The organism is Hyphomicrobium sp. (genome assembly GCF_041659645.1).
In the GTDB taxonomy this organism is placed as follows: domain Bacteria; phylum Pseudomonadota; class Alphaproteobacteria; order Rhizobiales; family Hyphomicrobiaceae; genus Hyphomicrobium_B.
The window spans coordinates 1-23,462 of sequence record NZ_JBAZXX010000006.1 but is presented as its reverse complement, the minus strand read 5'-3'; the positions used below and the strand labels follow the sequence as shown (position 1 = coordinate 23,462).

At 60.2% G+C, this 23,462-nt stretch carries 19 protein-coding genes and 1 pseudogene; 12 read left to right on the top strand and 8 right to left on the bottom strand.

From position 1 onward, the window contains the following. Positions 1–159: 159 nt before the first annotated feature. The 3 genes from WC811_RS19745 (at position 160) to WC811_RS19735 (ending at position 3,976) form a co-directional block, all read left to right on the top strand. Positions 160–1,125, top strand: coding sequence for a substrate-binding domain-containing protein (locus tag WC811_RS19745; RefSeq protein ID WP_372647156.1), 966 nt, complete (start codon positions 160–162; stop codon positions 1,123–1,125). A gap of 126 nt (positions 1,126–1,251) precedes the next feature. Further along, positions 1,252–1,857: a PQQ-dependent catabolism-associated CXXCW motif protein gene (locus WC811_RS19740; protein WP_372647210.1), complete on the top strand. Its 606-nt coding sequence runs from the start codon at positions 1,252–1,254 to the stop codon at positions 1,855–1,857. A gap of 259 nt (positions 1,858–2,116) precedes the next feature. Next, a complete protein-coding gene (locus tag WC811_RS19735; protein WP_372647155.1) occupies positions 2,117–3,976 on the top strand; it encodes a monovalent cation:proton antiporter-2 (CPA2) family protein in 1,860 nt (619 codons plus the stop codon). A 12-nt stretch (positions 3,977–3,988) separates the two neighbouring features. Here WC811_RS19735 and WC811_RS19730 read toward each other — a convergent pair whose 3' ends face one another. Then, positions 3,989–5,149, bottom strand: a complete 1,161-nt coding sequence (locus WC811_RS19730) for a mannosyltransferase family protein (protein ID WP_372647154.1) — start codon at positions 5,147–5,149, stop codon at positions 3,989–3,991. A 292-nt stretch (positions 5,150–5,441) separates the two neighbouring features. Between WC811_RS19730 and tkt the strand changes: the two genes are divergently transcribed. From tkt to WC811_RS19705, 5 genes are all read left to right on the top strand, one after another. Next, positions 5,442–7,451 carry a transketolase gene (gene tkt / locus WC811_RS19725; RefSeq protein ID WP_372647153.1) on the top strand — a complete coding sequence of 670 codons (2,010 nt, stop codon included), beginning with the start codon at positions 5,442–5,444 and terminating at the stop codon, positions 7,449–7,451. A gap of 43 nt (positions 7,452–7,494) precedes the next feature. After that, positions 7,495–8,706: a phosphoglycerate kinase gene (pgk, locus tag WC811_RS19720; protein WP_372647152.1), complete on the top strand. Its 1,212-nt coding sequence runs from the start codon at positions 7,495–7,497 to the stop codon at positions 8,704–8,706. Between the two features lie 35 nt (positions 8,707–8,741). Then, complete coding sequence (locus WC811_RS19715) at positions 8,742–9,539, top strand: cytochrome c biogenesis CcdA family protein (protein ID WP_372647151.1); 798 nt, start codon at positions 8,742–8,744, stop codon at positions 9,537–9,539. Positions 9,540–9,552: 13 nt separating this feature from the next. Continuing rightward, a complete protein-coding gene (gene thiD, locus WC811_RS19710) occupies positions 9,553–10,371 on the top strand; it encodes a bifunctional hydroxymethylpyrimidine kinase/phosphomethylpyrimidine kinase (protein WP_372647150.1) in 819 nt (272 codons plus the stop codon). A 399-nt stretch (positions 10,372–10,770) separates the two neighbouring features. Then, positions 10,771–12,057: an OmpP1/FadL family transporter gene (locus tag WC811_RS19705; protein WP_372647149.1), complete on the top strand. Its 1,287-nt coding sequence runs from the start codon at positions 10,771–10,773 to the stop codon at positions 12,055–12,057. A gap of 79 nt (positions 12,058–12,136) precedes the next feature. On the opposite strand, the gene WC811_RS19700 is transcribed toward WC811_RS19705, so the two are convergent. Then, positions 12,137–12,685, bottom strand: coding sequence for a hypothetical protein (locus WC811_RS19700; protein ID WP_372647148.1), 549 nt, complete (start codon positions 12,683–12,685; stop codon positions 12,137–12,139). Positions 12,686–12,840: 155 nt separating this feature from the next. Between WC811_RS19700 and WC811_RS19695 the strand changes: the two genes are divergently transcribed. Beyond that, entirely contained in the window at positions 12,841–14,046 is a 1,206-nt protein-coding gene (locus WC811_RS19695) for an MFS transporter (RefSeq protein ID WP_372647147.1), read from the top strand. 6 nt (positions 14,047–14,052) lie between these two features. Here WC811_RS19695 and dgcA read toward each other — a convergent pair whose 3' ends face one another. Beyond that, positions 14,053–15,030 carry an N-acetyl-D-Glu racemase DgcA gene (gene dgcA, locus WC811_RS19690; protein WP_372647146.1) on the bottom strand — a complete coding sequence of 326 codons (978 nt, stop codon included), beginning with the start codon at positions 15,028–15,030 and terminating at the stop codon, positions 14,053–14,055. A gap of 36 nt (positions 15,031–15,066) precedes the next feature. Next, positions 15,067–17,835 (bottom strand): hypothetical protein, encoded by a 2,769-nt coding sequence (locus WC811_RS19685; protein WP_372647145.1) that lies wholly within the window; start codon positions 17,833–17,835, stop codon positions 15,067–15,069. Positions 17,836–18,216: 381 nt separating this feature from the next. On the opposite strand from WC811_RS19685, the gene WC811_RS19680 reads away from it, so the two are divergent. The 3 genes from WC811_RS19680 to WC811_RS19670 all read left to right on the top strand — a co-directional run bounded on the left by WC811_RS19680 (position 18,217) and on the right by WC811_RS19670 (position 20,193). Continuing rightward, the gene (locus WC811_RS19680) at positions 18,217–18,612 is read left to right on the top strand and encodes an Hpt domain-containing protein (RefSeq protein WP_372647144.1); all 396 of its coding nucleotides are present in this window, start codon (positions 18,217–18,219) and stop codon (positions 18,610–18,612) included. Between the two features lie 169 nt (positions 18,613–18,781). After that, positions 18,782–19,102: a 2Fe-2S iron-sulfur cluster-binding protein gene (locus tag WC811_RS19675; protein ID WP_372647143.1), complete on the top strand. Its 321-nt coding sequence runs from the start codon at positions 18,782–18,784 to the stop codon at positions 19,100–19,102. Positions 19,103–19,128: 26 nt separating this feature from the next. Then, positions 19,129–20,193, top strand: a complete 1,065-nt coding sequence (locus WC811_RS19670; RefSeq protein WP_372647142.1) for an NAD(P)/FAD-dependent oxidoreductase — start codon at positions 19,129–19,131, stop codon at positions 20,191–20,193. A gap of 16 nt (positions 20,194–20,209) precedes the next feature. On the opposite strand, the gene WC811_RS19665 is transcribed toward WC811_RS19670, so the two are convergent. The 4 genes and pseudogenes from WC811_RS19665 to WC811_RS19650 all read right to left on the bottom strand — a co-directional run. Further along, positions 20,210–20,575: an ABC transporter permease gene (locus WC811_RS19665; RefSeq protein ID WP_372647141.1), complete on the bottom strand. Its 366-nt coding sequence runs from the start codon at positions 20,573–20,575 to the stop codon at positions 20,210–20,212. A 32-nt stretch (positions 20,576–20,607) separates the two neighbouring features. After that, the gene (locus WC811_RS19660) at positions 20,608–21,132 is read right to left on the bottom strand and encodes a hypothetical protein (protein ID WP_372647140.1); all 525 of its coding nucleotides are present in this window, start codon (positions 21,130–21,132) and stop codon (positions 20,608–20,610) included. Positions 21,133–21,285: 153 nt separating this feature from the next. Further along, on the bottom strand, positions 21,286–22,461 hold the full coding sequence (locus WC811_RS19655; RefSeq protein ID WP_372647139.1) for a VWA domain-containing protein: 1,176 nt from the start codon (positions 22,459–22,461) through the stop codon (positions 21,286–21,288). A 123-nt stretch (positions 22,462–22,584) separates the two neighbouring features. Beyond that, positions 22,585–23,462: pseudogene (locus WC811_RS19650) on the bottom strand (porin); the annotation flags it as partial.

Sequence of the window (23,462 nt, the reverse complement as noted above, 5' to 3'; positions counted from 1 at the left end):
ACCTCATCATATGATTGGTTGGCTTCGTGCGTCGGTGTCGTGTGAAGCGGCTTAGGAATATCGGCATACTGGATCGGGGGCGGGTCGCGATAGCGGCGTGCCCCCACTCCATATCAGGGGCCGTCACGTTCACGCCGTCATAACAAAAAGGTTACTCACGTGAGGAAACAAGCGCTCAAGATTTCAAGCTTTTCGGTGCCCGCTTTGGCGCTCGGATTGCTCGCAATGGCCGCATCGATGGGTTTCATGCTCGTCGATACGTCGCGCGCCGCAGAAACTCCCAAGGCGGATCTCGTCAACCGGAAGGAGCTTCGCGTTTGTGCCGACCCATCGGATTTGCCGTTCTCAAATCAGAAAGGCGAAGGCTTCGAGAACAAGATTGCGAACATCATCGGCGACGAGTTGAAACTTCCAGTCGTTTATACGTGGTTTCCGAAGGCAACCGGTTTTGTGCGGATGACGCTCAACGCCAAGCGCTGCGACTTGGTGATTGGCTGGGGGCAGGGTGACGATATGGTGCTCAACACCAACGCCATCTACCGTTCGACGTCGGCGATCATCTACAAGAAGGGAACCGGTCTTGATGGTGTCGAGTCGCTCAGTGACCCTCGCTTGCAGGGCAAGACGATCGGCATGCAGCAAGGTTCGGCAGGTGCAACACTGGCGGCCAAGTATGGTTTGATGGCCAATGTGCACGGTTACCCAATGATCGTCGATCGCCGATACCAAAATCCGGCAAAAGATATGATCGACGATATTCAAAAGGGCGATATCGCCGCCGGCATTCTGTGGGGTCCGATTGCCGCCTATTGGGCGACGCAGAGCGGCGACCACCTTGTCGTTGTTCCGCTCGTCAAAGACATTGGAGCAGCCAGGATAGCGTTTCGCATTACGATGGGCGTCCGCAACGGCGATGACGCGTGGAAGCGTAAACTCAACGAAGTGATCCGCGAGCGCCGGGCGGATATAGACAAGGTGCTCCTCGATTACGGCGTGCCGCTGCTCGTTGACGACGATACGTCGACCGAGATGGTGACGACGCCGCGTTCGTCACAGGCGGCCGAACCGTCGGCGTCGAACGGCTCAACGGCATCTTCTCCAGCGCCTGCCGCTGCGACACCTTAAAAGCGGAAGACCGCCCGGCGAACACGGCGGACGTTTTTCGAGATGACAATTGCCGGCCTCGTTTATCGTCTCCCGACGATAGCGGGGCCGGTTCGTTGCAACCGGGGTGGCGGAGCGGCGCGAATGATGACTTCGGCCCGGCGAAAACTTGTACTAGTGGCGCTCGCAGTAGCGGTGTCCGTTGCACCCGTCCTATGCGGAGCGGTTCGCGTGGCTTACGCCGAAGATGTCTCCGGGCCGTCTCCCGCGGGTCCGCCGCCGCCGGAGCCCGACGGTTATCGCGACGACAAATATCGTTCGCCGGTGCCGTTGACTCTCAGGGGTGCCACGATCCTTTCGAGCGCCGATGCCATGAAGGTATGGTCGGCAAGACGAGCGGTTTTTATCGACGTCTATCCGCATCCGCCGAAGCCTGCGGGACTTACGCCCGGCACGATCTGGCGCGAGGCGTCGCATATGACAATCGAGGATGCGGTCTGGCTTGCGAATGTTGGCTATGGCGTGCTGCCGCCGGGATACGACGATTATTTTCGGCGCAATCTCGATATGCTGACCAAAGGCGATAAGGCGAAGCCGCTCGTCTTCTTCTGTCTCAGGAACTGCTGGATGAGCTGGAATGCCGCGAAGCGGGCGTTGAGCTACGGTTATTCCAACGTCTCGTGGTATCGGGACGGCAGCGACGGCTGGCAGGAAATCGGCGGTCTGATCGTCGAAGCGCACCCGTTGCCTTGAGTTTCGGCGCGTAAAGACCCAAAAAGGATCATCGTGGGATATCGTCCGCCGACCGCCGGTCCCGCGACTTCAATGTGTCGCACCTTTTGGTACATCGGACGGGGGCTTCCTACATCCCCGATCAGCCGGTGTTCATACGTTGTCCAGATAGGGGGCTGCATACAAGATATCGGGCAATGTGTCGGAGTGGCGGACCGGCGATCTCGGATTAAATGCGACGGCGGCGTCTGTGCTTCGCCGGTTAAGAACGGGGGACGACGTGACACTGAATGAACTGGCAATCCTGTTGGCCGCATTGGCACTCGCTGCGCCGCTAGCCCGTTGGCTCGGCATTGCCGCAGTGCTCGGCTATCTGGTTGCCGGTGTTATTCTCGGGCCTTATGGCGTCGGGCGGATGTTCTCAGAGCAGGATGCGGAACAGGTTCTGCATTTCGCTGAATTCGGCGTCGTTCTGCTGCTGTTTCTGATCGGGCTTGAGCTTCGCCCGAAACGCCTTTGGGCGATGCGTCAGGCGATTTTTGGTCTCGGTACGCTGCAGGTCGTGATCACGAGCCTCGCACTCGCTTTTATCGGCATTTTGTTTTCTGGAACCGCATGGCAGCCGGCACTCTTCGCCGGAGCGGCGCTGGCGCTGTCCTCGACAGCGTTTGCGTTGCAGGTCTTGGAGGAGAACGGCGAACTTTCGACGCGACACGGCCGCTTGGGTTTCTCGGTGCTGCTGTTTCAGGATCTCGCAGCCATTCCGCTGATCGCGTTGGCGCCGTATTTCGCGGTCTCGGCGGTGAAAGCCAACGTCGGCATCGATTATTTAGCGCTCGCCAAGGGGCTCGGCACGATCGTGGTGGTTGTCGTCGTAGGGCGCTACATACTCGACGCGTTGCTGCGGCTCGTTGCGCGTTCGCGGGTCAAGGAAGCGATGACGGCCGCCGCGCTGCTGACGGTTGTTGGAATTACGCTGATCATGGAATCGGTGGGGCTGTCGGCTTCGCTCGGCGCGTTCATCGCGGGCGCGCTGTTGGCGGAAAGCAGCTACCGGCACGAACTCGAAGCGGATATCGCGCCTTTCGAAGGGCTCTTGCTCGGTATCTTCTTTACGGCGATCGGCATGTCGCTCAATCTCGGGCTACTGATATCGGCGCCGGTACTCATCATTTCTGCGACGATCATTTTGATCGTCGTCAAGTCGATCATCCTCTACTTGCTCGGACGTTGGCAGGGTCTTGAATCGGGGCCGTCGCGCCGTTTGGCGTTTGCACTCTCGCAAGGCGGAGAGTTTGCGTTCGTGCTGCTATCAGTTGGACAGGCGGCAGGCGTGCTCGGCGGCGGTTCGTCGCAAATCATGGCGGTGATCGTCACGCTGTCGATGGCTATGACGCCGCTGCTTCTGTTGCTCGACCGGCTTATCTTCAAGAAGGTGAAAGACGACACACGCAGCTTCGATACGCTGCCCGAAAACGACGGCCATGTGGTGATCGCGGGGTTCGGTCGGTTCGGGCAGATCGTAGCGCGCGTTCTCCGCGCCAAGGGCGTGCCGTTCACGGCGCTCGATATCAGCGTGGAGCAGGTCGATTTCGTAAAGCGGTTCGGCAACAAAGCTTTCTATGGCGATGCCAGCCGTCCCGAAGTGCTGGAAGCCGCGCAGACCGACAAAGCCCGCGCGTTCGTACTCGCGATCGACGACGTCGAAGCGTCCATGCGAGCGGCGGAGATCGTCAAGACGCACTATCCTCACGTTCCGATCTATGCTCGGGCCAGAGACCGTATGCATGCGTATCGGCTGCTCGATCTCGGCGTCGCGGCGCTGCGGCGCGAGACCTTCCTGGCGTCTCTTGATCTCACGCGGATGCTGATGCTTGGCCTCGGATATTCTGATCGCGTCGCGAGCCGCACGGTGCAGACGTTCCGCGATCACGACGAGCGGCGCTTGAACGAGGATTACAAGCTCGCCTCCGACGTGGAGAAGCTGTTGGAGCGGGCGCGTACTTCGCAGGCGATGCTCGATAAGCTCTTTCGTGAGGATGAAGTCGAGGAGGCGAAGCTTACGCAGGCCGAGAAGAGCCAACGCGATGCCAAGACATCGCGAGACGCCAAGTCTAAGGCCGGCGGGATTCCGATCTGAAGACGTGACGGTTCAGCCCACAAAATAAAGTTGTGAAAATAACGCACTTTGACGAAAGAGGATTGCGCCAAAGGCCGCGAGTATCAAGCTCGCGAGCAGCGGTCGCGTCTTGCAAAGCAGCGCTAGGCACATAAAAGCGGGAAAGCACATAAGCACAAATCTGCTCATCGAGTGGGTAACGCCAAGCGTGAGGTAGGGCAGCATGAGCGTCGCGAGTGCGTAAAGAGATACGGCGAACCGCAGATGCCAGAACGACCAGGCCGTGAGGGCAAGGAACGGAAGCAGCCAGCCGCCGTGTCGCAGCGGGACAAGCATCACCGCGTCCACGAAGCGGCTCGTAAACGTGCCCTGATGCCATGCGCTCTGACTGTGAGCGAAGGCGAGGGGATCTCCGAACTCGATGCCGAGAAAAATCATGAAGGCAATCAGCCCGGATACCGCGAGCAGCGAACAGAGGAACATCTTGAGAAAGGTTTGCGGCCAAGGCGATGTCGGGCGTTGATAAAGCTCCCACAGGATCACGGGCAGCATGACTATTCCGGTGGAGCGGGTGGCGACGGCAAGTCCGGCAAAAAGTGAGGCGAGGATGAACTTCTCCTGCTTCAGGACGACAAAAGAGAGCAGGATCAAAGTCAGGCACAATGACTCGGTGTACCCGGCGGACAGAAAAAAAGTCGATGGGAAAAACCAGAAGAACGCGGTCGTCCAAAGTGCAATTTCGTCACCCGCTTCATCCCTGACGAATTTCGTCAGCAAGAGACACGCGGCCACTGCCGAGATGTTGGAGACGATGAGAAGCGCCACTCCGGTGTCGGCGCCGGTGCTCCAATGAACGAAGCGTCCGAGAAGGGGATACAGCGGGTAGAACGCGGTTGAATTTAGGACCGCCGGATCCGTGCTGTGCCTATAACCGTCTTGCGCGATGCTGATATAATATCCGGCGTCGTAGCGGAGCAGCCGGTCAAACCAAGAATGACCAAGACCCCATTTTATCGAATCGGGGGATGGCGCAAGCAACGCGCCGAAATTTATCCCAGCGACAACGACAGCACGCGATACCGCGAAAATGATCAGTGCCGGAAGGTAGATCGCGTAGGGCTTTGACTTCTCCAATATCCGGAGAAAACGGGTTGAGATGGAAGGGTGTCGCGGAAAATGCGTGTCGGTCGACATGCTCGGAGCCCCCACGTCCGGGATGGAGGATGTGGGGTTTTGTGAAATGTGGCAAGGCCGTTCATTGGGCGGAACATTATCCGCAGGGGACGGCGGGGAGGATCACGTCAGCTTGCCGCAGTGCGACGGTATCGTCCCTTCGTCGCGGCTCCGCCGGTTCGGCCAGAGTTCGAGGGCTTTTCGCAGGGGTGTGCCGATGCTGGCGCGGTAGACGCCGCCGCAATCCCCCGGTAAATGTCCACCACTTTACGGCCCGCCAGGGGCGCTTAGAAAAACGGACTTAAGTGAAATAATGAGCAAAGCCCAGATCATGGCAGAAACGTCGCCGACACCGAGCGTCAGGGAAATGGCCAATGCCATCCGCGCGCTGTCGATGGATGCGGTTCAGGCGGCCAACTCCGGTCATCCGGGCATGCCGATGGGGATGGCGGACGTCGCGACCGTGCTGTTCACGGAAGCGCTGAAGTTCGATGCCAGTTTTCCCCAATGGGCGAACCGCGATCGCTTCGTCTTGTCGGCCGGTCATGGCTCGATGCTGCTTTATTCGTTGCTCTATTTGACTGGCTATCCGGAAATGACGATCGATGAGATCAAGAATTTCCGGCAGTTCGGCTCGAAGACGGCAGGGCATCCGGAATACGGTCATGCGCCGGGCATCGAGACGACGACGGGGCCGCTCGGCCAGGGCATCGCGAATGCCGTCGGCATGGCGCTCTCCGAGCAACTTCTCGCAGCGCGGGTCGGCTCGGATCTCATCGATTATCATACCTACGTCATCGCCGGCGACGGTTGCCTCATGGAAGGCATCAGCCAGGAAGCGATTTCGCTCGCGGGGCATTTGAAGCTCGGCAAGCTGATCGTCCTGTGGGACGATAATTCGATCACGATCGACGGCGCGACGAGCCTCGCGGTGTCGGACAGCGAGCTGAAGCGTTTCGAAGCTTCGGGTTGGAATACGGCGGGCGTCGACGGCCACGATCCCGCTGCGATATCTGCCGCCATTGCGACGGCGAAGGGGGACACTTCGCGGCCTTGGCTCATCGCCTGCAAAACGCAGATTGGTTTCGGTTCGCCCAACAAGGCTGGAAAGTCGTCGGCGCACGGAGAGGCGCTCGGTGTCGAAGAGATCAAAGCGACGCGGGAAAAGCTCGGTTGGCCGTATGGACCATTCGAGGTGCCGGAGCAGATCTTGTCGGCGTGGCGTGCAGTCGGAGCCAAGCACGGAAAGCTTCGTGATGTCTGGGAGAAGCTCGAGGCCAAAGCGAGCGCCGATACGAAGGCATTGATCACTGGCCGCGATACGAAGGATGCGGTTGCCAAGGCGATTGCCGCCGCGAAGAACGATTTCGCAGCCGACACCGCGAAACGCGCGACACGCGTCTGGTCGCAGATGACGATTGAGCGTCTCGTGCCGGTGCTGCCCGAGTTGATCGGCGGCTCGGCGGATCTTACGGGTTCGAACGGCACGCGGACAAAACACCATGTCTCAGTGACGCCAGAGAATTTCGCCGGCAACTACATTCACTACGGCGTGCGCGAGCATGGCATGGCGGCGGCGATGAACGGCATCGCGCTCTCGGGCTCGTTCATTCCGTATGGCGGCACGTTTCTCGTCTTCGCCGATTACTGCCGTCCGTCCATTCGCCTGTCGGCGCTCATGCAGCAGCGAGTTGTTTATGTGCTGACGCATGATTCCATCGGTCTCGGCGAAGACGGCCCGACGCATCAGCCGGTCGAGCATCTGAGCGCACTACGGACTATTCCGAATTTGAACGTCTTCCGTCCGGCTGACGGCATCGAAACGGCGGAATGCTGGCAACTGGCGCTCGACGCGACGGAGACGCCATCGATCCTTGCGCTCTCGCGTCAGGCGGTTCCGAACCTTCGCGGCAAGGGCGACGAAAACTTGAGCGCGAAAGGCGCATATATTCTGAAGCCGGTGGAGGGCGTCCGCGACGTGACTCTCATCGCGACGGGCTCTGAAGTTGGTCTCGCGTTCGAGGCGGCTGCAACTCTTGAGAAGGACGGCATCAAGGCGGCCGTCGTGTCGATGCCATCGTTCGAGCTCTTCCGGGCACAGCCGGAAAGCTATCAAAATGAAGTTCTGGGTAGTGCGCCCCGCATCGCCATAGAGGCGGCCATTGCGCAGAGCTGGTACGAATGGCTTCGCAAATCCGATGTGTTCATCGGCATGCACGGCTTTGGCGCGTCAGCTCCGGCGGGCAAGCTTTACGAGCATTTCGGCATTACGGCCGCGCACGCGGTCGATGCGGCTCGCAAGGCGATCGCGAAAAAATCGTGACGGCCTGAAACATAGGCGCAGCGCTAACCGTACTGGTATTCTGATGAACCTCGACAAGCTGAAGACGACGGATGGCATCGACGTCACGGGAAAGCGTGTGATCGTGCGTGCGGATTTGAACGTTCCGGTGCGGGACGGCAAAGTCACCGACGCGACGCGACTTGAGCGTGTGCTGCCGGGCGTGAAAGCTCTGGCGGCTCGCGGCGCGAAAGTTATTGTGATCTCGCATTTCGGTCGGCCGAAGAATGGACCGGAAGCCGATCTTTCGCTGAAGCCGATCGCGCAGGCGATGGCGCTGCTTCTCGGGCGGCCGGTCGCGTTCGGAACGGACAGCATAGGGGACGCCGCGGCTACAACGGTCAGCGGCCTCAAGAACGGCGATGTGGCGCTGCTCGAAAATCTTCGCTTTCACAAGGGCGAGGAGAAGAACGATCCGGCTTTCGCGGCTGAACTCGCGAAGCTTGGCGATATCTTCGTCGGCGATGCTTTCTCGTGCGCGCACCGTGCCCACGCTTCGACGGAAGGGCTGACGCACTATTTACCATCGTTCGCCGGTCCGCTTTTGATGGAAGAAATCAACGCGCTTCGGACTGCGCTCGAAAAGCCTCAACGCCCGACGGCGGCGGTTGTCGGGGGCGCGAAAGTCTCGACCAAAATCCCGGTTTTGACGAACCTTGTCGCGAAGGTCGATAAGCTCATCATCGGCGGCGGAATGGCTAACACTTTCCTGCAGGCGATGGGCGTGATGGTCGGCAAGTCGCTGTCGGAACCGGAGTTCGCCGGTACGGCTCGCGATATCATGACGGAAGCCAAGCAAAAGGGCTGCGAGATCATCCTGCCGATCGACGCCGTCATCGCGCGCGAGTTCAAGGATGGCGCCGCGCACGAGATCGTCGCGGTCGATAGCGTGCCATTCGACGCGATGATTTTGGATGTCGGGCCGCAGTCGGTCGCACGGACCGCCGAGGTGATCGCGGCTTCGAAGACGTTGCTTTGGAATGGTCCGCTGGGCGCCTTCGAAATTTCGCCGTTCGGCGAGGGCACGTTCGCCCTGGCGCGAGCTGCCGCGACGTTGACGAAGGCCGGCAAGCTCGTGTCGGTGGCTGGCGGCGGCGATACCGTCGCGGCGTTGAATGCCGCCGGCGTGACGGACGACTTCACCTATGTCTCGACTGCGGGCGGCGCGTTCCTCGAATGGCTCGAAGGACGCGAATTGCCGGGCGTCGTGGCGCTCACGCGCGAAAAAGTCCACTGAGCCCGCGCACGGGCGCTTTTTGAAAGTTAGGCAGCATGCTGGTCGATGCGCATATCTATTTCGGTGTCGCGCTTGCGGGGCTGGTCAGTTTTCTCTCGCCATGCGTTCTGCCCTTGGTGCCGCCGTATCTCGGATACATTGGCGGCACCACGATCGACCAATTGACCGATGGAGAGACGACCGACCGGCGCATCTGGCTGCGGGTCGTCGCGTCCGCGGTTTTCTTCGTGCTCGGCTTTACGACCGTGTTCGTCAGCCTCGGCGCGGGCGCAAGCTCGATCGGGCAGGTTCTCTTATCTTATCGCGCGTCGCTTGGAACGCTCGCAGGCGTCGTCATCATTCTGTTCGGCCTGCACTTCCTCGGCATCCTGAAGGTTCGCCTGTTCTACAGTGAGGCTCGCTACTCGATGGCGGCAACGGAGGCGAGCTTTGCCGGCGCTTATGTCATGGGGCTGGCCTTTGCGTTCGGCTGGACACCGTGCATCGGGCCGGTGCTTGCGACCGTACTGACGCTGGCAGCGAGTGAATCGAGCCTTTGGACCGGCGTCAAATTGCTGTTCGTCTATTCGCTCGGTCTTGGCATTCCGTTCATCCTGGCGGCGATCGCAGTCCGCCCGTTCCTCGGCTTCATGCATAAGTTCAAGCGGCATTTCGAGACGCTTGAAAAAGTGATGGGGCTCTTGCTCATCGTCACTGGGTTGCTGTTCGTGTTCGGGGCGCAGAACTGGTTCAGCCAGTGGATGATCGAGAACTTCCCAGCACTGGGCAGGATCGAATCTTACGTCACGCCCGCTAATCTCGGCGCCGAGATTCTGAAACAGGGAACACCCTAAAGGCCGACGACCGATGACCGCATATACGCCGCCGATCGCTCTTACGGTTGCAGGCTCGGATCCGTCGGGCGGCGCCGGCATTCAGGCCGACATCAAGACATTCGCAGCGTTTGGCATTTACTGCGCGAGCGTCATCACGGCGTTGACGGCGCAGAACACGGTGGGCGTTTCCGGGGTATTTGCGATCCCGCCGGATTTCATCGCGGCGCAGTTCCGTTCCGTCGTTTCCGATCTCTCCGTGTCAGCGATCAAGACCGGAATGCTCGGAGACGTCGCGACTGTCGAGGTCGTTGCGTCGCTTCTGGGCGATGTCGCGGCTGTGCCGGTCGTCGTCGATCCGGTGATGGTTGCGACGAGCGGCGATGTGCTGCTTCGGCCAGAGGCGATCGAAGCCGTGCGCCATTCTCTCCTCCCTCGCGCGACGCTGATTACGCCGAACCTCCCGGAGGCGGCCCGTTTGCTCGATAGTCCCGAGGCGACGACGGACATAGAAATGCGCACTCAAGCGGAGGCATTGATGCGGTTTGGTTGCCGGGCGGTGCTTTTGAAAGGCGGCCACGGCGAAGGCGCAGACGTCGTCGACATTCTTTTCGACGGGCAAACGCATTTGGAGTTTCGGCGTCCGCGCATCGTGACGAGCAATACCCACGGCACGGGCTGTACGTTGTCGGCTGCAATCGCCGCCGGTCTTGCGAAGGGCAAGACGATTGATGTCGCTGTTGCCGATGCCAAGGCGTTCGTTTGGAAGGCGCTGTCGGCGGGCGTCGATATGCACATCGGAAAAGGCCGGAACGGTCCAGTCGACCACAATTTCGCACTTAGAAATTCATAGACTGGACTTTCTGAGTTCGGCTCTTTTCGGCCCCGCAAAGGATTTTCTGTTGCGAGGGCGCACCTAACACAGCCGACTCGCGTAACATGCGTAGTGTCAAGGCTTGCGCCAAAAGTCGTACTTTGGCAGCTTGCGCACGATTTCGGTGGTTGGTCCGCCGCTTAAGAACTCCGGGGGGAGCGCCAAGCGACGTTTCGAGGGATTGAAACTGGGCTTGGCAAGAACCGGTCCGCTTCGGCGGGCCGGTTTTTTTGTTGCTCGGCGAGCACAGCTGCGCGCCTTAGCGCTGGAACCCGGTGTTTGAAGTTGGAAACCCTTATGTGGCGCAGTCGCGACGCAGGTATTGTGTCAAAATGTAGGTGGCGTTGTCCAAGAGGTGTTTTCCGGGGGCACGAGAGCATGCGGAACATAAGAATAATAGAGAATAAGTTCCTCCTCGCGGGAGCCAGTGTCCTTGCGCTTGGCGCTCTATCGAATGCAGCCTCGGCAGGCGGCTTCGCCATCGGCGAGCAGTCTACGGTCTTCATGGGAAGCGCATCGGCCGGTGTCGCGGCAGGCGGCAGCATCGGCTCGATGTACTGGAACCCGGCTGCAGCTTCATCGCTGCCAGGGACAAATACGGAATCTTCCTACACGCTGATATTGCCGCGTTCGACTTCGACAGTGACGGGGATTGAATCTCCCTTGGGCTCTGGTCCGATTCCAGCGGGAACTCCGGGAGCTTCCAGCGGCAACGTCGCGATCGACGCTGCAACGGGCGCGAGCTACGGCAGTTATCAGGTCTCAAGGGACCTATGGCTTGGCATGGCTCTCAATTCTCCATTCGGTCTTGCGACCAAGCCAGATAATCCTTCTTACATGGGATCAATCCTTGGTGTGACGACCAAGCTTATTACCATGGATGCCAATCCGACAGTCGCTTACAAGATCGCGCCGGGCGTGACGATTGGCGCTGGCCTGCAGATCATGTGGGCGCAGGGCAAACTACAGTTTAACGAAGACGGCCAAGGGAGTATCGCGCAGTTCCTCGGTACGGACTGGGCGTTCGGCGGAACCGCCGGTATCATGATCGAGCCCGCGAAGGGCACAACGATTGGCCTCGGCTATCGCTCGGGAATGGATCTCAACCTTGGCGGCAACTTTAGGCAGCCGCTGGCAATCGCTCCGACGATCCCTGCGGGGTCCTACAACGCGACAGGGTCGCTCAAGCTTCCTGACCTTGTGACGGCCAGTTTCAGACAGGAAGTCACGCCCCAAACGAGGCTGCTCGGTACGGTCGAATGGACAAACTGGAGCCGCTTCCAGAGCCTCGATCTCGTCAGCGACGGGGCAGGCGGCAAGCTTTCCATTCCAGCGAACTGGAGCAATGGATGGTTCTTCTCGCTCGGCGGCGAATATGACTACTCGCCGGTCATAACATTGCGGACGGGTGTGGCGTACGAGCTTTCGCCAGAAGATGATGCTACGAAACGGTTCACGACAATCCCGGACAACAATCGGGTCTGGCTGAACTTCGGCGCCAGCTATAAGTGGAGCGAAACCATCACGCTCGATTTTGCTTACAGCCATATCTTCGTTCAGGATGGCGCCTTCGAGAGGGCGTCACCGACCTTGCCGGTTACGCTAACGGGCGAGCAGGTGTCTTCCGCGGATCTGATTTCCGTTGGCCTGCGGAGCCAGTGGTAAAGCTGCTGGTATAAGATTTACGAAAAAAACCGGGCTGCGAGGCCCGGTTTTTTTATATCGAAATGTAGGGTGTGAGAGCTTAGGCGGCGTCGTCGACCTGCAACTCGTGCAAGATGCTCTCAAGAATGCCTTCCAGCTTATGCGCCGACGTTTCGAGTGCGCTCGCCGCCGCGACCACGCGGTTTGACTGAGACGCCTGGGACTGGCTCATCGCGTAGAGCTTGCCAGCGTTGCGCGCGATCTGTTCGCAGCCTTGTGGATCGAAGGGATTCGCCTGTAGCGACCAGGCGATGTCGTGGATGTCCTCGGCGGCCTTCAACATGGCATGGGTGGGTAGAATGCTCTCGTCGACCGTCGGGCGTGCCAGCAACGCGGTGCGCGACTCGGCCAACTGCGCCTTGATTGTTTCGATTTCGGTCTTGAGTTGGCCAAGGAGGGCCGGGGGCTCACGCAGCGAACCTTGGAGACGCCGGATGGCATCTTCGAGAAGCGCGCTGTCGAGCCTACGGGCGCGGCGGCCGTGCTCGGCGAGAAACCATCGTCCGCGTGCGGTTTCAAGGAGTGTCGCCTCAATGGCGCGGTACTCGGTATCAATATCGTCCGGACGTGGCGATGTGAGTGCCTGCATGGCGAGTTGTGCTCCGCAATAAGTCGCATCAACCGGTATGCGATTCGCAAGTGGCAGAGACACAACCTCCGGCTGAACTAAACAGGACTTATCGAGCAGAAGCGTCCGCTTGGTCTTATACGGTGGCTTGAGCATAGATCTTAGAGAGACGGGGCATGGTCATCGCCAATGGTGCGAATTGGAGTTTCGCGGTGCGTGTGGCGCTGTTCTATGGCGCGCTGTTCGTATTTTACGGAATGCACACGCCGTTCCTGCCGGTCTGGCTGAACTGGCGCGGGCTTTCGGCCGGAGAGATCAGCGCGGTGATCGCGGCGCCGCTGTTCCTCCGGGTCTTCGTGTCGCCCGTCGTTGCGATGACCGCCGATCGGAGCGGAGCACATCGCCGGTATCTCGTGATCCTGTCCTGGCTGTGCTTGGCATTCGTGTTCGGGCTCGCGGTGTTTCCGTCGTTCTGGCTTATCCTGGTCTTCGCCACCGGATTGATGTTGTGCAACTCGACGATCATGCCGCTGATCGAAACGATTGCGGTCAACGGCGTTCGCCATCGCGGACTCGATTACGGGCAGATGCGGCTCTGGGGGTCGCTGACGTTTGTCGCCGCGAATTTCGTCGGCGGTTTCGCGATTTATGCATTCGGCGGCGGGGCGGGTGTTTGGCTCGTTGCGCTTGGATGCGTGCTGACGGTCGCTGTTGGGTTCATCCTCCCGCCGGACGAACGTTTCGAAGATGAGATCAAACCGGCGCTGCCGTTGTGGCGGTCATCAGCGATTCATGAATTGCTGGGCAACCGAGAGTTTCTCATCTTTCTGGTCGCGGCCGGGCTGACGATGGCGGCGCATGCGACCTTCTTCACGTTCGGCATCCTGCTTTGGCAAAAGCAGGGAATTTCAGCGGCGTGGTCGGGCGCGCTTTGGGCTATCGGCATTTTTGCCGAGGTCATGCTGTTTGCGGTTTCCGGACGCGCGGTGGCTCGGATCGGCGCGGCGCGCCTGATCGCGCTCGGAGCGGCGGCGTCCATCGTGCGGTGGTCTTTGATGGCGTTTGAGCCGCCGCTTGCCGCGCTCATTCCGTTGCAGCTTTTGCATGGCGCGACGTATGGAGCGACCCACATCGGCGCCATCCACTTCATCCACGAGGCGGTGGCGCGCGACAAGCAAGGGACGGCGCAATCGCTCTATTCGACGATAGCGGCCGGCGCCGCGATGGGAGGTGCGACGCTGATCGCGGGATGGATTTACAGCAGCGCCGGTTCTCTCTCTTACTTCGGGATGGTGGCAATATCGGCGCTCGCGCTGGCGGCGGCCATGTGGCTGGTCAGACAAAGGCGGCGCGTTCCGATTGTAGTAACCGACGCGGCATGACGACCTTTATCCCCAAAGCTGCGGGTCGGGCGGTTGGATGATGCCGTTCTCGATGTGCAGGCCGTGCTCGCGGTCGCGTGCAAGGAGGAGCGGCCCATCGAGATCGATCCAATCGGCGTAGGGTGCCAGGAGCATCGCCGGGGCCGCCGCAAGCGACGTCGCGACCATCGAGCCGATCATGATCTTAAGGCCATGGCGGCGCGCTTCCGCGACGAGGCGCATGGCGCCGGTCAGTCCTCCAGCCTTGTCGAGCTTGACGTTCACGGCATCGTAGCGGCCGAGTAGCGTTTCGATGTTGTCGGCGGTGTGGACGCTTTCATCGGCACAGAGTGGGACTGGGTGCGGAATGTCCGCCAGGATGTCGTCATGGCCTGCGGGGAGCGGTTGTTCGATCAGTTCGATATCGCATTCGACGGCGGCTGTGAGGAAGGCCCCTATCGTCTCAGTGGTCCAGGCTTCATTGGCGTCGACAAGGAGATGTGCGTCCGGACGGGCCTGTCTCACGGCCTGCATCCGCAGATCGTCGCCCGTGCCGCCGAGTTTCAATTTGAGAAGGGAGAGGTGCGGTACGCGCGCGGCTTTTTCCGCCATGACGCTGGGCGTATCCAGGCTGAGCGTGAAAGCAGTGATCTTTGCGATTGGATGGGGAAGGCCGGCGCGCGCGGAAACGGCAATGCCGGTGCGTTTGCTTTCAAGATCCCAGAAGGCGCAGTCGAGGGCGTTGAGAGCAGCGCCGGGTTTCAGGAAGCGCGTGAGATCGGCGTGTGAGGAAATGTGTACGGCGGCCGATCGGATGGTTTCGATGACGCCCTCGACGGTCTCGCCATAGCGGGCGTAGGGAACGGCCTCGCCGCGTCCGCGATGCGCTCCGTCAATCGCTTCGACAACCACGACATCGGCTGCAGTCTTGGCGCCGCGCGAGATTACGAAGGCTTCTCGCAGTGGCCAAGCCTCGTGTCTGGCCTCGATCGTTACCGAAGACATGGGTGTGAATCTCACAGGCGGCCGACGTGCGATCGGTCAGCGGATGCGGCCCACGGCATGCGCGAGGAAAAGATAGACGCGGCCGGTATCGGAAACGAGGTGGCCTTGCGCCGTGCGTCCTGAGGCGTCGCGGGAGTCCGCTTCTTTGATGATCCGCTCGAAGTCGGTGAGATAGCGGAAGATCGACTGCGAAAGATCGGCGTCCGTCTGCGCGCGTCCCGCAATTTCGTCGAACAGCATGCGAGCTTCCGGGGCGTAGATGCTGCGGACCAGAACATTTCGCTGGCCGGCGCGAATGCGGCTCCAGATCGCTCCTGCCGTTTGCGGATCGAGGGCGCGGGCGATCATCCCGACATCGAGGCGAACGGGCGCTGCCGACGAGGGCGGCTCTGGGATGGGACGAGCGTGAGCCTGGACTTGCGCTTCTTCCTCGTGGGAGGCGCGGGCCAGAAGATCACCGAGAGACCAGCCCTCGCGGGTATCCTGTTGGGACGCCCCACGTCCGCGGCTCTGGGTGCTTTCCTGCTGGATGAGGGTCGATGACAGCGAGGCAACCGGCGGCAAACGCGCGGGGGCGGGATCGGGCCGCATGATCTCGCGCGGCGCGTTGGCGCGCTGGGAAATCTGAGTCAGCTGCTCGATGGCGCGCAATTGATCCTGGAGGGCGCGGCGCATTGTTTCCGCGGTCTCGCGCGTCGACGCGGGGAGACGCGCCGCTTCTTCGCGGATCCGGGCCTGTTCGCTTGCCAGAGTGGCTGCGGCTTCCGCGGCGCGGACGCGGGTTTCATCAGAGGCGGTCGAAAGACGGTTCGACAGCGTTTCGAATTCGCGTGAGAGTTCGCCCGATACGTTCTGGAAGCGATTTCGCAGATCGGTCAGAGCGCGATCGCTGTGGGCTTCGGTTTCGTGCTTGACGCGATCGAGTTCCGCCATCAGCGCGCGGGAGCGGTTTTCTGCCGTGTCGCGGAGTTCTTCTGCGATGGCGCGCGCCTTGAGTTCGATGTTCGACAGCGAGCCTTCGAGGTTCGAAGAATAACCGGCCATCGTGCGCCCGAATTCGTCGGCCTTACCTGAGAGGCGGTCGATCGTGTGCGTAAGCTCGGCGTGACGGGATTGCAGAGTGGAGTCGATCCGGAGATTGGCGGTGTCGAGCACGTTGGCGGCTTTGAGAATTTGCTCGCCCTGGTTCTCAAAGCGGTTGGTGACGCCATGAATTTGCTGGAACAGATTGTCCGCGACGTTTTGGAGGACGCCCGACTGCTTCGACAGGCCGTCGATGGCCTTCATGGTCTGGCGCGTGATGTTCTCGCTGGTACGGCGGACGGCATTGATGCCGTTCATGACAGAATCGTCGAGTTCCGACGCCTGGTGCGCGATCGTTTCGCGGAATGTCTGTGAATGGAGCTGGAGGGCGTTCGTCAGCAGCGAAGCCTTTTCGCTGACGGCATGATCGATGGCCGAGGTCGAGCGCATGATCTGGTCGTCGAACAGCTCAAGCCGCCTTTGGAACGCCTCATCGAGCGAACGAGTGCGCTCGATGAGTTGAATATCGAGAGCCTGGGCGCGGTTCGAAAGCGTCGTGTCAAGGGCGAGCGCATATTCCTCGAAGACCGTTTGCAAGTTCTCAGTGCGATTGCCGAGCGTCGTATCGAGCGTCTGCATATAGCCGTCGAACGTCACGCGCATCTGCTCGGTACGGGCGCCGAGCGCCGACGAGAACGCGGTCGTATAGTCTTCGAGAACGGATTGAAGCTGCAGCGTGCGCGAACCAACGGCGTTTTCGAAGCGCCCCGTTGCGGTCGCGAGCGAGCCTTCGAGGCTGGCGAGATTTTCACCGGCATTGGCGATGATGCCGCGAAGCGTCAGCTGCTGCGTCGACAGTTTTTCGATCAGAGTCGGAATTTCGGTGCCGAGCGTTTTGAGTGTCTCGGTGACGTTGGTCGACGTGTCGAGAAGGGCATGGCGTTCGCCGCCAAGTTCGTTGATCAGATCGCGGATGCGGCGTTCGTTGTGTTCGTAGGAGCGTTCGAGTTCGGCGACGTGGTTGTGGACCAGGGCTTCGAGTTCACCAGCGCGGCCCAAGGCGCGGGACACGGCATCGTTCATGAACGAGACCTGGCGGCGGACGGCCTGACCGAGGCTCGCGATCGATTGCTCAGCTGTTCGATCGGGTTCTGCGAGGCGGATCGCGACCTCGCTCATGGTTGCGGATTTGAGGGCGAGGGAGGCGATGTGCCAACTCAAAAGCGAGAGCAGCCAAATGATTGCGATCGGCGCGATAATCGCGGTCGCGGTGTAGAAGGTCGTCGGGTGCAGCAGCAGCGACGTCAGCGGTTGGCCCGCCTGCCATTCTGGGGCGAGAGTCAAGGCGCCGACGATCAGACCGACAACGGCCCAAACGGCGCTGCCGATGGCGGCATAGCGAAAGACTTTGTTCGAAGGTTTCTGTTCGAGGGCATAGATCAGGCCGCCGATGCTCGGGACATCGTCGTTCGCGGCGATCTTGCCCCGGACCGGGCCTGCTGGGCGGCGTCGCGCGACGCGCCGGGCCGGTGTTTCGATCGTCGGCTCGTCCGTGGACGTCTCGGTGTCGTGGGGGAGGGCCGGCGCCGGAGACTGCATAATTTCCCTGCCGAGCAAGGAGGGTAGGGGCGGAAGCGAGGGCGCGTCCGCGATCGAATCCCGGCGTTCGGCCACGGACTCTGCCGCCGGGCCCGCGACTTCGGGAGCGTCGCTCAACGTCGGCTCTATCGGCGGTGTCCTACCCGCGATGGCCATAAGTTTCGCAACCTGATCTTGCGACATTGCGCGATGTCCCCCACTCGATCCGGTTTACGCAGCACAAGCCCGTGCGCTTCAGGCCAACCGGAAGTCCCCCTCGCACCCTATAAGAATTTTAATTGCCCGCAAAATGGAAAGACATGGATAACCATAAGAAATGTCTATGCATCCTAGTGGGTTAGCGACTTGTGCCCGGTAATACGGCCGGAATGCGGCGTTAGGCGGTGCTATTGCCCAGGTGCGGCCTCACGCCCCTAGGTTAAGTAGCGGTTTACATTCGCGCCGGAAACACCTGGACCCGGTTTACGCAGAGTTATTCCGCTTCTGGGACTATGCTGTCCCCAAAAGTCTCGGCCAGGGCAGTGGCTTGGCCTCGACACCTGCAGCGGTTTTAGGTGCGTTGTTATGATTGCCCACGAGGCAGAGTCGTTTGGTTCGCACACTCCGGATAGCAGCGAGAATGCCCGCGATATGCCACTCGATCTGAACCATCTGCGGCGATATACGCTCGGCGATGAGGCTCTCGAAGCCGAAGTTCTAGGGCTTTTTCTGGCGCAACTTCCGGAAACGATTGCATCCCTCCGGTCGGCCGCGACCGAGCGGGATTGGAAGATCGCGGCTCACGCGCTTAAGGGATCGAGCCGGGCCGTGGGGGCTTGGCGTATCGCGACGCTGGCCCAGGAGGCCGAAGCCCTCGCCTGTGGCGCCGAGCCGGAGGCTTGTTCTGAGGCGATTTCCAGGCTCGAGGCCGCGGCTTCGGAAGCGAGCGATTTCGTCAAGGAAGCTGCCCACAGAGCGTAAGCGTCGCAGCAGTCACCTGTGGCGCGCTGGTGGCGTCCTAGCCGCATCTTCTCCGTTCAGCTTGAAATACCCGTCGCGTGCCTCTAAGTGTGCGCGCTAACAATGATCCCCATCCGACTGAGGCCGCTCGCAATCGGCCGTTTCAAGCCTCAAGGACGCACGCGCACCCATGTCGAAAATTACGTTCATCCAGCCTGACGGCGAGAGTCAAACGGTGGAAGCGGAAAACGGTCTGACCGTCATGGAAGCAGCCAAGCTGAACGATATAGCCGGCATCGAGGCGGAATGCGGCGGTGCCTGCGCCTGCGCAACCTGCCATGTTTATGTCGATGAAGCCTGGCGCGACAAAGTCGGCAAGGCGACGGACATGGAAGAGGATATGTTGGACTTCGCGTTCGACGTTCGCGAGGGCAGCCGCCTGTCCTGCCAGATCAAGATTTCCGACGTGATCGACGGCTTGGTCGTCCGCGTGCCCGCCAAGCAATTCTGAAGCAAAACATTCAACGGACGATCGTGATGGCCGAGACGACCCCTAGTGTATCCGGATCACCGGAATCGGCTGGTCCGTTCGAGACTGATGCCGTGATCATCGGCGCCGGACCTTGCGGACTTTTTGCCGTTTTCGAATTGGGTCTTCTCGACATCAAGACGCACGTCATCGACATTCTCGATCGGCCGGGTGGTCAGTGTGCGGAGCTTTATCCGGAAAAACCGATCTATGACGTTCCAGCTCTTCCCGTGGTCACGGGGCAAGAGCTGACCGAACGACTGCTGGAGCAGATCAAGCCATTTAGCCCGGTTTTTCATTACGGCGAGCGGATAGACAGTTTGCAAAAGCAAGCGGATGGCCGATTTCATCTCGTGACGGACGCTGGAACCGAATTCATCGCGAAGGTGGTCGTGATCGCGGCGGGTGGTGGATCGTTCACGCCGAAGCGGCCGCCGCTCAACGGCATCGAGGAGTATGAGGGCAAGTCGGTCTTCTATTCGCTGCGTAAGATTGAATCGGTGCGCGGCCACGATATCGTCATCGTCGGCGGCGGCGACAGCGCACTTGACTGGACGCTCAATCTCGCGCCGGTTGCGAAGAGTCTGACGCTCATACATCGTCGCGATGAGTTTCGTGCGGCGCCGCATTCCGTGGAGAAAATGCGCAAGCTCGTCGAGGAGGCGAGCGTCCGGCTCTTGATCGGTCAGGTCGCAGGGATCGAAGGAGCGAATGGGCAGTTGTCGGCGCTCGACATCAAAACGGCGTCGGGTACCGAGAAGATTCCATGCACGGCGATGCTGCCGTTCTTCGGATTGACGATGAAGCTCGGTCCGGTCGCGGATTGGGGCCTCAATCTTCATGAAAATCTTATCGTCGTCGACACCGAGCGCTTCGAGACGAACGAGCATGGCATCTTCGCGATCGGCGATATCAATACTTATCCGGGCAAGCTGAAGCTCATCCTGTCGGGCTTCCACGAGGCAGCGCTGATGGCGCAGGCCGCGCATAAGATCGTATATCCGGACAAGAAGCTCCTGTTCCAATACACGACGTCGTCGTCGAGCCTGCAGAAGAAGCTCGGCGTGAAATAGCCTCTTAGGCCGATGCTTAGGTGTGGGCTATTTCGAGAAACCCGAGTGCGAGAAGAACAGCGGCGCCGGCAGAGACGATGATCTTGCCGCGCCGTGTGGGGGCAGCGGCGCCAAGCACCAAGGCCGCCAACAACATAGCCGCGGATACCAGATTGATCGGAACGAGTGCCGCTGGACCTATCGAGCCGCGTGCTTGGGGATATTGCAGGCCGATCCAGATACTGGCCGCGATACCGAGCGTCAGCGCGCCAGTTAGCCTTGGCCAAAAGCTGGCGCTCGGTTTCTGAATTCCGGCGAGCGTCAGCGCGACGAGGGGCGCGATAAGCAGAACAGCGCCGATAACAGATTTGATAGCGAATTCAGCCCAGAGAATTTGTTGCACGCGTTCGCTCCGGAAGGCGCGAGGCGACGCCGTCAGTTTTCAAAGACAGCTTTGGAATTGACGCCGTCGGTGCTGTCTGATCCGCCGCCCCAACCGCTCAACAGGCCACCGCTGTCCTCGGGAGCTTCAGAGGGCGGAGGCGTATAGTCGCCGGCGAGATTGCGATTGAGAGCGGTCTTGATGCGCGCCGTTCTCTCAGGCGTGCAATAGTCTTCCTCTTTCTCCTTGTCGGCGATGGCTTTTTTTACGCCGTCAAAGGCCGTGTCGTAGACGCGTGAAAGCTTGTCGCCGTTGGCTGGATTGGCTGCGCTCTCGGAGGCCAGATACTGGCTCTTAAGCTTGGCGGCATCGAAATTGTAACCGCATTTGAGAGCCCTCGCGGATGTTGCCGCGACGCCCATAGCGCGGGCTGAGGGATCGTTGGGATCGCGATTTTCTTTTGCCGTGTTCGATCCGCCGAGCAGCGAGCCGGTGGTCGGCAGCGACGGCAACGAAGCGCCGCAGCCGCCGAGGCTCACAGTCGCGATCGCGACAAGAATGATTTTCGCTTTATTCATTGGGAATGTCCCCCACCCCCGCTTTTGAACTTCAATGGCCCACTCGCGGTTGTCGGTCAATGCCGACTCTAGAGATTTCCACGGCTTGAGCCTAACAAGTTGACATGCAACTTCGGGTGGATCATCGGCCATTAGTGGGGCCGAAGCAGGGCCTTAGCGCATCAGCGCCCGCATGCCGGCGTCGAGGCCGTCAAGGGTTAAAGGGTACATGCGGTCGCCAAGCAGATTACGCACTATGCCGATGGAGGGTGTCCAGTCCCAGTGTCGCTGATCCACGGGATTTAGCCATATGGCGTGCTTGTAGATGTCGGCGACGCGTTTGAGCCAGACGGCGCCGGGCTCCTCGTTCATGTGCTCGACGGAGCCGCCGGCGACGGTGAGCTCGTAGGGGCTCATCGATGCATCGCCGATAAAGACGACCTTGTAGTCCGCCGGATAGGTGTGGAGAAGTTGCCAGGTGTCGATCTTGTTCGTGTAGCGCCGCGCGTTGTCTTTCCAGACGCCTTCGTACAGGCAATTGTGGAAGTAATAATACTCCAGGTGCTTGAACTCGGTGCGGGCGGCTGAAAACAGATCCTCGACGGTTTTGACGTGGTCGTCCATTGAGCCGCCGATATCGAAGAACATGAGGAGCTTGACGGTGTTGTGCCGCTCGGCCCGCATGTGAATGTCGAGATAGCCTTTTTCGGCGGTGCCACGGACCGTACCGTCGAGATCGAGTTCGGAAGCCGCGCCGGATCGAGCGAATTGGCGCAATCGGCGTAACGCGACCTTGATCGTGCGGGTGCCGATCTCGGCGGTGCCAGCAAGATCTTTGAACTCGCGCTTGTCCCAGACCTTGATCGCGCGGCGATGGCGGCTCTCGTGCTGGCCGATGCGAATCCCGGCGGGGTTATAGCCGTAGGCGCCGTAGGGCGAGGTGCCGCCGGTGCCGATCCATTTATTGCCGCCCTGATGGCGTTCCTTCTGTTCGGCTAGGCGCTTCTTGAGTTCCTCCATGATCTTGTCCCAGCCGCCGAGTTCCTCGATGCGCTTTTTGTCTTCATCGGAGAGATGGAGGGTATTGACGCGGCGCAGCCATTCTTCGGGGATTGCCGCCTCGACGGCATCGGGCAGGCTTTCGAGGCCTTTGAAGACGCGCGCGAAGATCTGGTCGAAGCGATCGAGGTTGCGCTCGTCCTTTATGAGCGTCGCGCGCGCGAGGTAATAGAAGTCTTCGACGCGGCCGCCCGGAATACCGACGCGGACGGCATCGAGCAGCGTCAGGTATTCTTTCAGTGTGACGGGCAGTTTGGCCGAGCGCAGCTCGGTGAAGAAGGTCTCGAACATCGCGCGAATTTAGGCGTTTCGGGTGTTTGAGGCAATGAGCTGAGCGCCGCAAGGGTGAGCGTCAAACGCAAAGAAGCCGCCCAAAGGGCGGCTTCTCGTATTTTCAATATTTACGGCAGGAGATCAGAAGTTGATCAGAGCGCCCATGCCGACATAGTCGAAGTTGTCGTAAGCTACGCCTACGGTGTTATTATCGTCGTAGTCGAGGTGACGATACTTGAGCCAGATCGACATAGCGGCGGCATCGATTTCCTGGACTACGCCGAGACCCCAGACCTTGGTGGTGTCATGAGTAGCGCCGAAATCTTCAATTGCAGCCGACTGGGAAAACGCGCCGGATCCCTTGATGTGTTCATACTCGCCGTAGAGAACCGTGTGACCGAGTGGGTTCCAGCGCTGACGGATACCGCCCTTGCCGTACCAGGTCTGTGAAGACCCGATATCACCATCGCTGTAATCGTCGTGGCCGTAGGCACCGTAAGCGAACAGACCTGTCGGGGTGTGTTCGATGTATGCGCCAGCCTGGAAGTACTGCTGGGTGTTGTTGACGACCGAACCGTTAAGTCCTTCGTCGGTGCTTTCGGCATAAGATGCAACACCGGCGACTTTGAAGTCGTGCCATTCACCGGCATAACGCGTGGTGATGGCCCAGATGTCGTCTTCACCCCACGATGCGGACACCGAGAAGCCGCCGAAGGTCGGCGAGTCGTAACGAACGACGTTGCGAGGTACGCCGAAGCAGTCACCCCAGGCACCGCCAGCGGACTGGCAGTATGCACCGCCCCAATGCAGGGCCGAGTCGTTAGCGGAATTTTCAAAGCCGGTAGTTCCGACAAACGAGCCGTTCTTTGCACGAATGCCGAAGCTGTTGACATCGAACGCCACCCAGTTGGCGGGAACGAGCGAGCCCGAGCCGTCAACCAAGATTGCCGCGTTGTCAGCCGCGTCGGATTGTTTGCCGACCGAGACCTTACCCAGCTGATCGCTCTTGATGAACCAGA

Bases quoted from the DNA above. Each gene is read 5' to 3' on its own strand.
- WC811_RS19700 (WP_372647148.1), bottom strand. From the start codon at position 12,685: ATGCAGGCACTCACATCGCCACGTCCGGACGATATTGATACCGAGTAC.
- dgcA (WP_372647146.1), bottom strand. From the start codon at position 15,030: ATGTCTTCGGTAACGATCGAGGCCAGACACGAGGCTTGGCCACTGCGA.
- WC811_RS19715 (WP_372647151.1), top strand. From the start codon at position 8,742: ATGCTGGTCGATGCGCATATCTATTTCGGTGTCGCGCTTGCGGGGCTG.
- WC811_RS19655 (WP_372647139.1), bottom strand. From the start codon at position 22,461: ATGTTCGAGACCTTCTTCACCGAGCTGCGCTCGGCCAAACTGCCCGTC.
- WC811_RS19660 (WP_372647140.1), bottom strand. From the start codon at position 21,132: ATGAATAAAGCGAAAATCATTCTTGTCGCGATCGCGACTGTGAGCCTC.
- tkt (WP_372647153.1), top strand. From the start codon at position 5,442: ATGAGCAAAGCCCAGATCATGGCAGAAACGTCGCCGACACCGAGCGTC.
- WC811_RS19705 (WP_372647149.1), top strand. From the start codon at position 10,771: ATGCGGAACATAAGAATAATAGAGAATAAGTTCCTCCTCGCGGGAGCC.
- WC811_RS19685 (WP_372647145.1), bottom strand. From the start codon at position 17,835: ATGTCGCAAGATCAGGTTGCGAAACTTATGGCCATCGCGGGTAGGACA.
- WC811_RS19730 (WP_372647154.1), bottom strand. From the start codon at position 5,149: ATGTCGACCGACACGCATTTTCCGCGACACCCTTCCATCTCAACCCGT.
- thiD (WP_372647150.1), top strand. From the start codon at position 9,553: ATGACCGCATATACGCCGCCGATCGCTCTTACGGTTGCAGGCTCGGAT.
- WC811_RS19740 (WP_372647210.1), top strand. From the start codon at position 1,252: ATGACTTCGGCCCGGCGAAAACTTGTACTAGTGGCGCTCGCAGTAGCG.
- WC811_RS19670 (WP_372647142.1), top strand. From the start codon at position 19,129: ATGGCCGAGACGACCCCTAGTGTATCCGGATCACCGGAATCGGCTGGT.
- pgk (WP_372647152.1), top strand. From the start codon at position 7,495: ATGAACCTCGACAAGCTGAAGACGACGGATGGCATCGACGTCACGGGA.
- WC811_RS19675 (WP_372647143.1), top strand. From the start codon at position 18,782: ATGTCGAAAATTACGTTCATCCAGCCTGACGGCGAGAGTCAAACGGTG.
- WC811_RS19680 (WP_372647144.1), top strand. From the start codon at position 18,217: ATGATTGCCCACGAGGCAGAGTCGTTTGGTTCGCACACTCCGGATAGC.
- WC811_RS19695 (WP_372647147.1), top strand. From the start codon at position 12,841: ATGGTCATCGCCAATGGTGCGAATTGGAGTTTCGCGGTGCGTGTGGCG.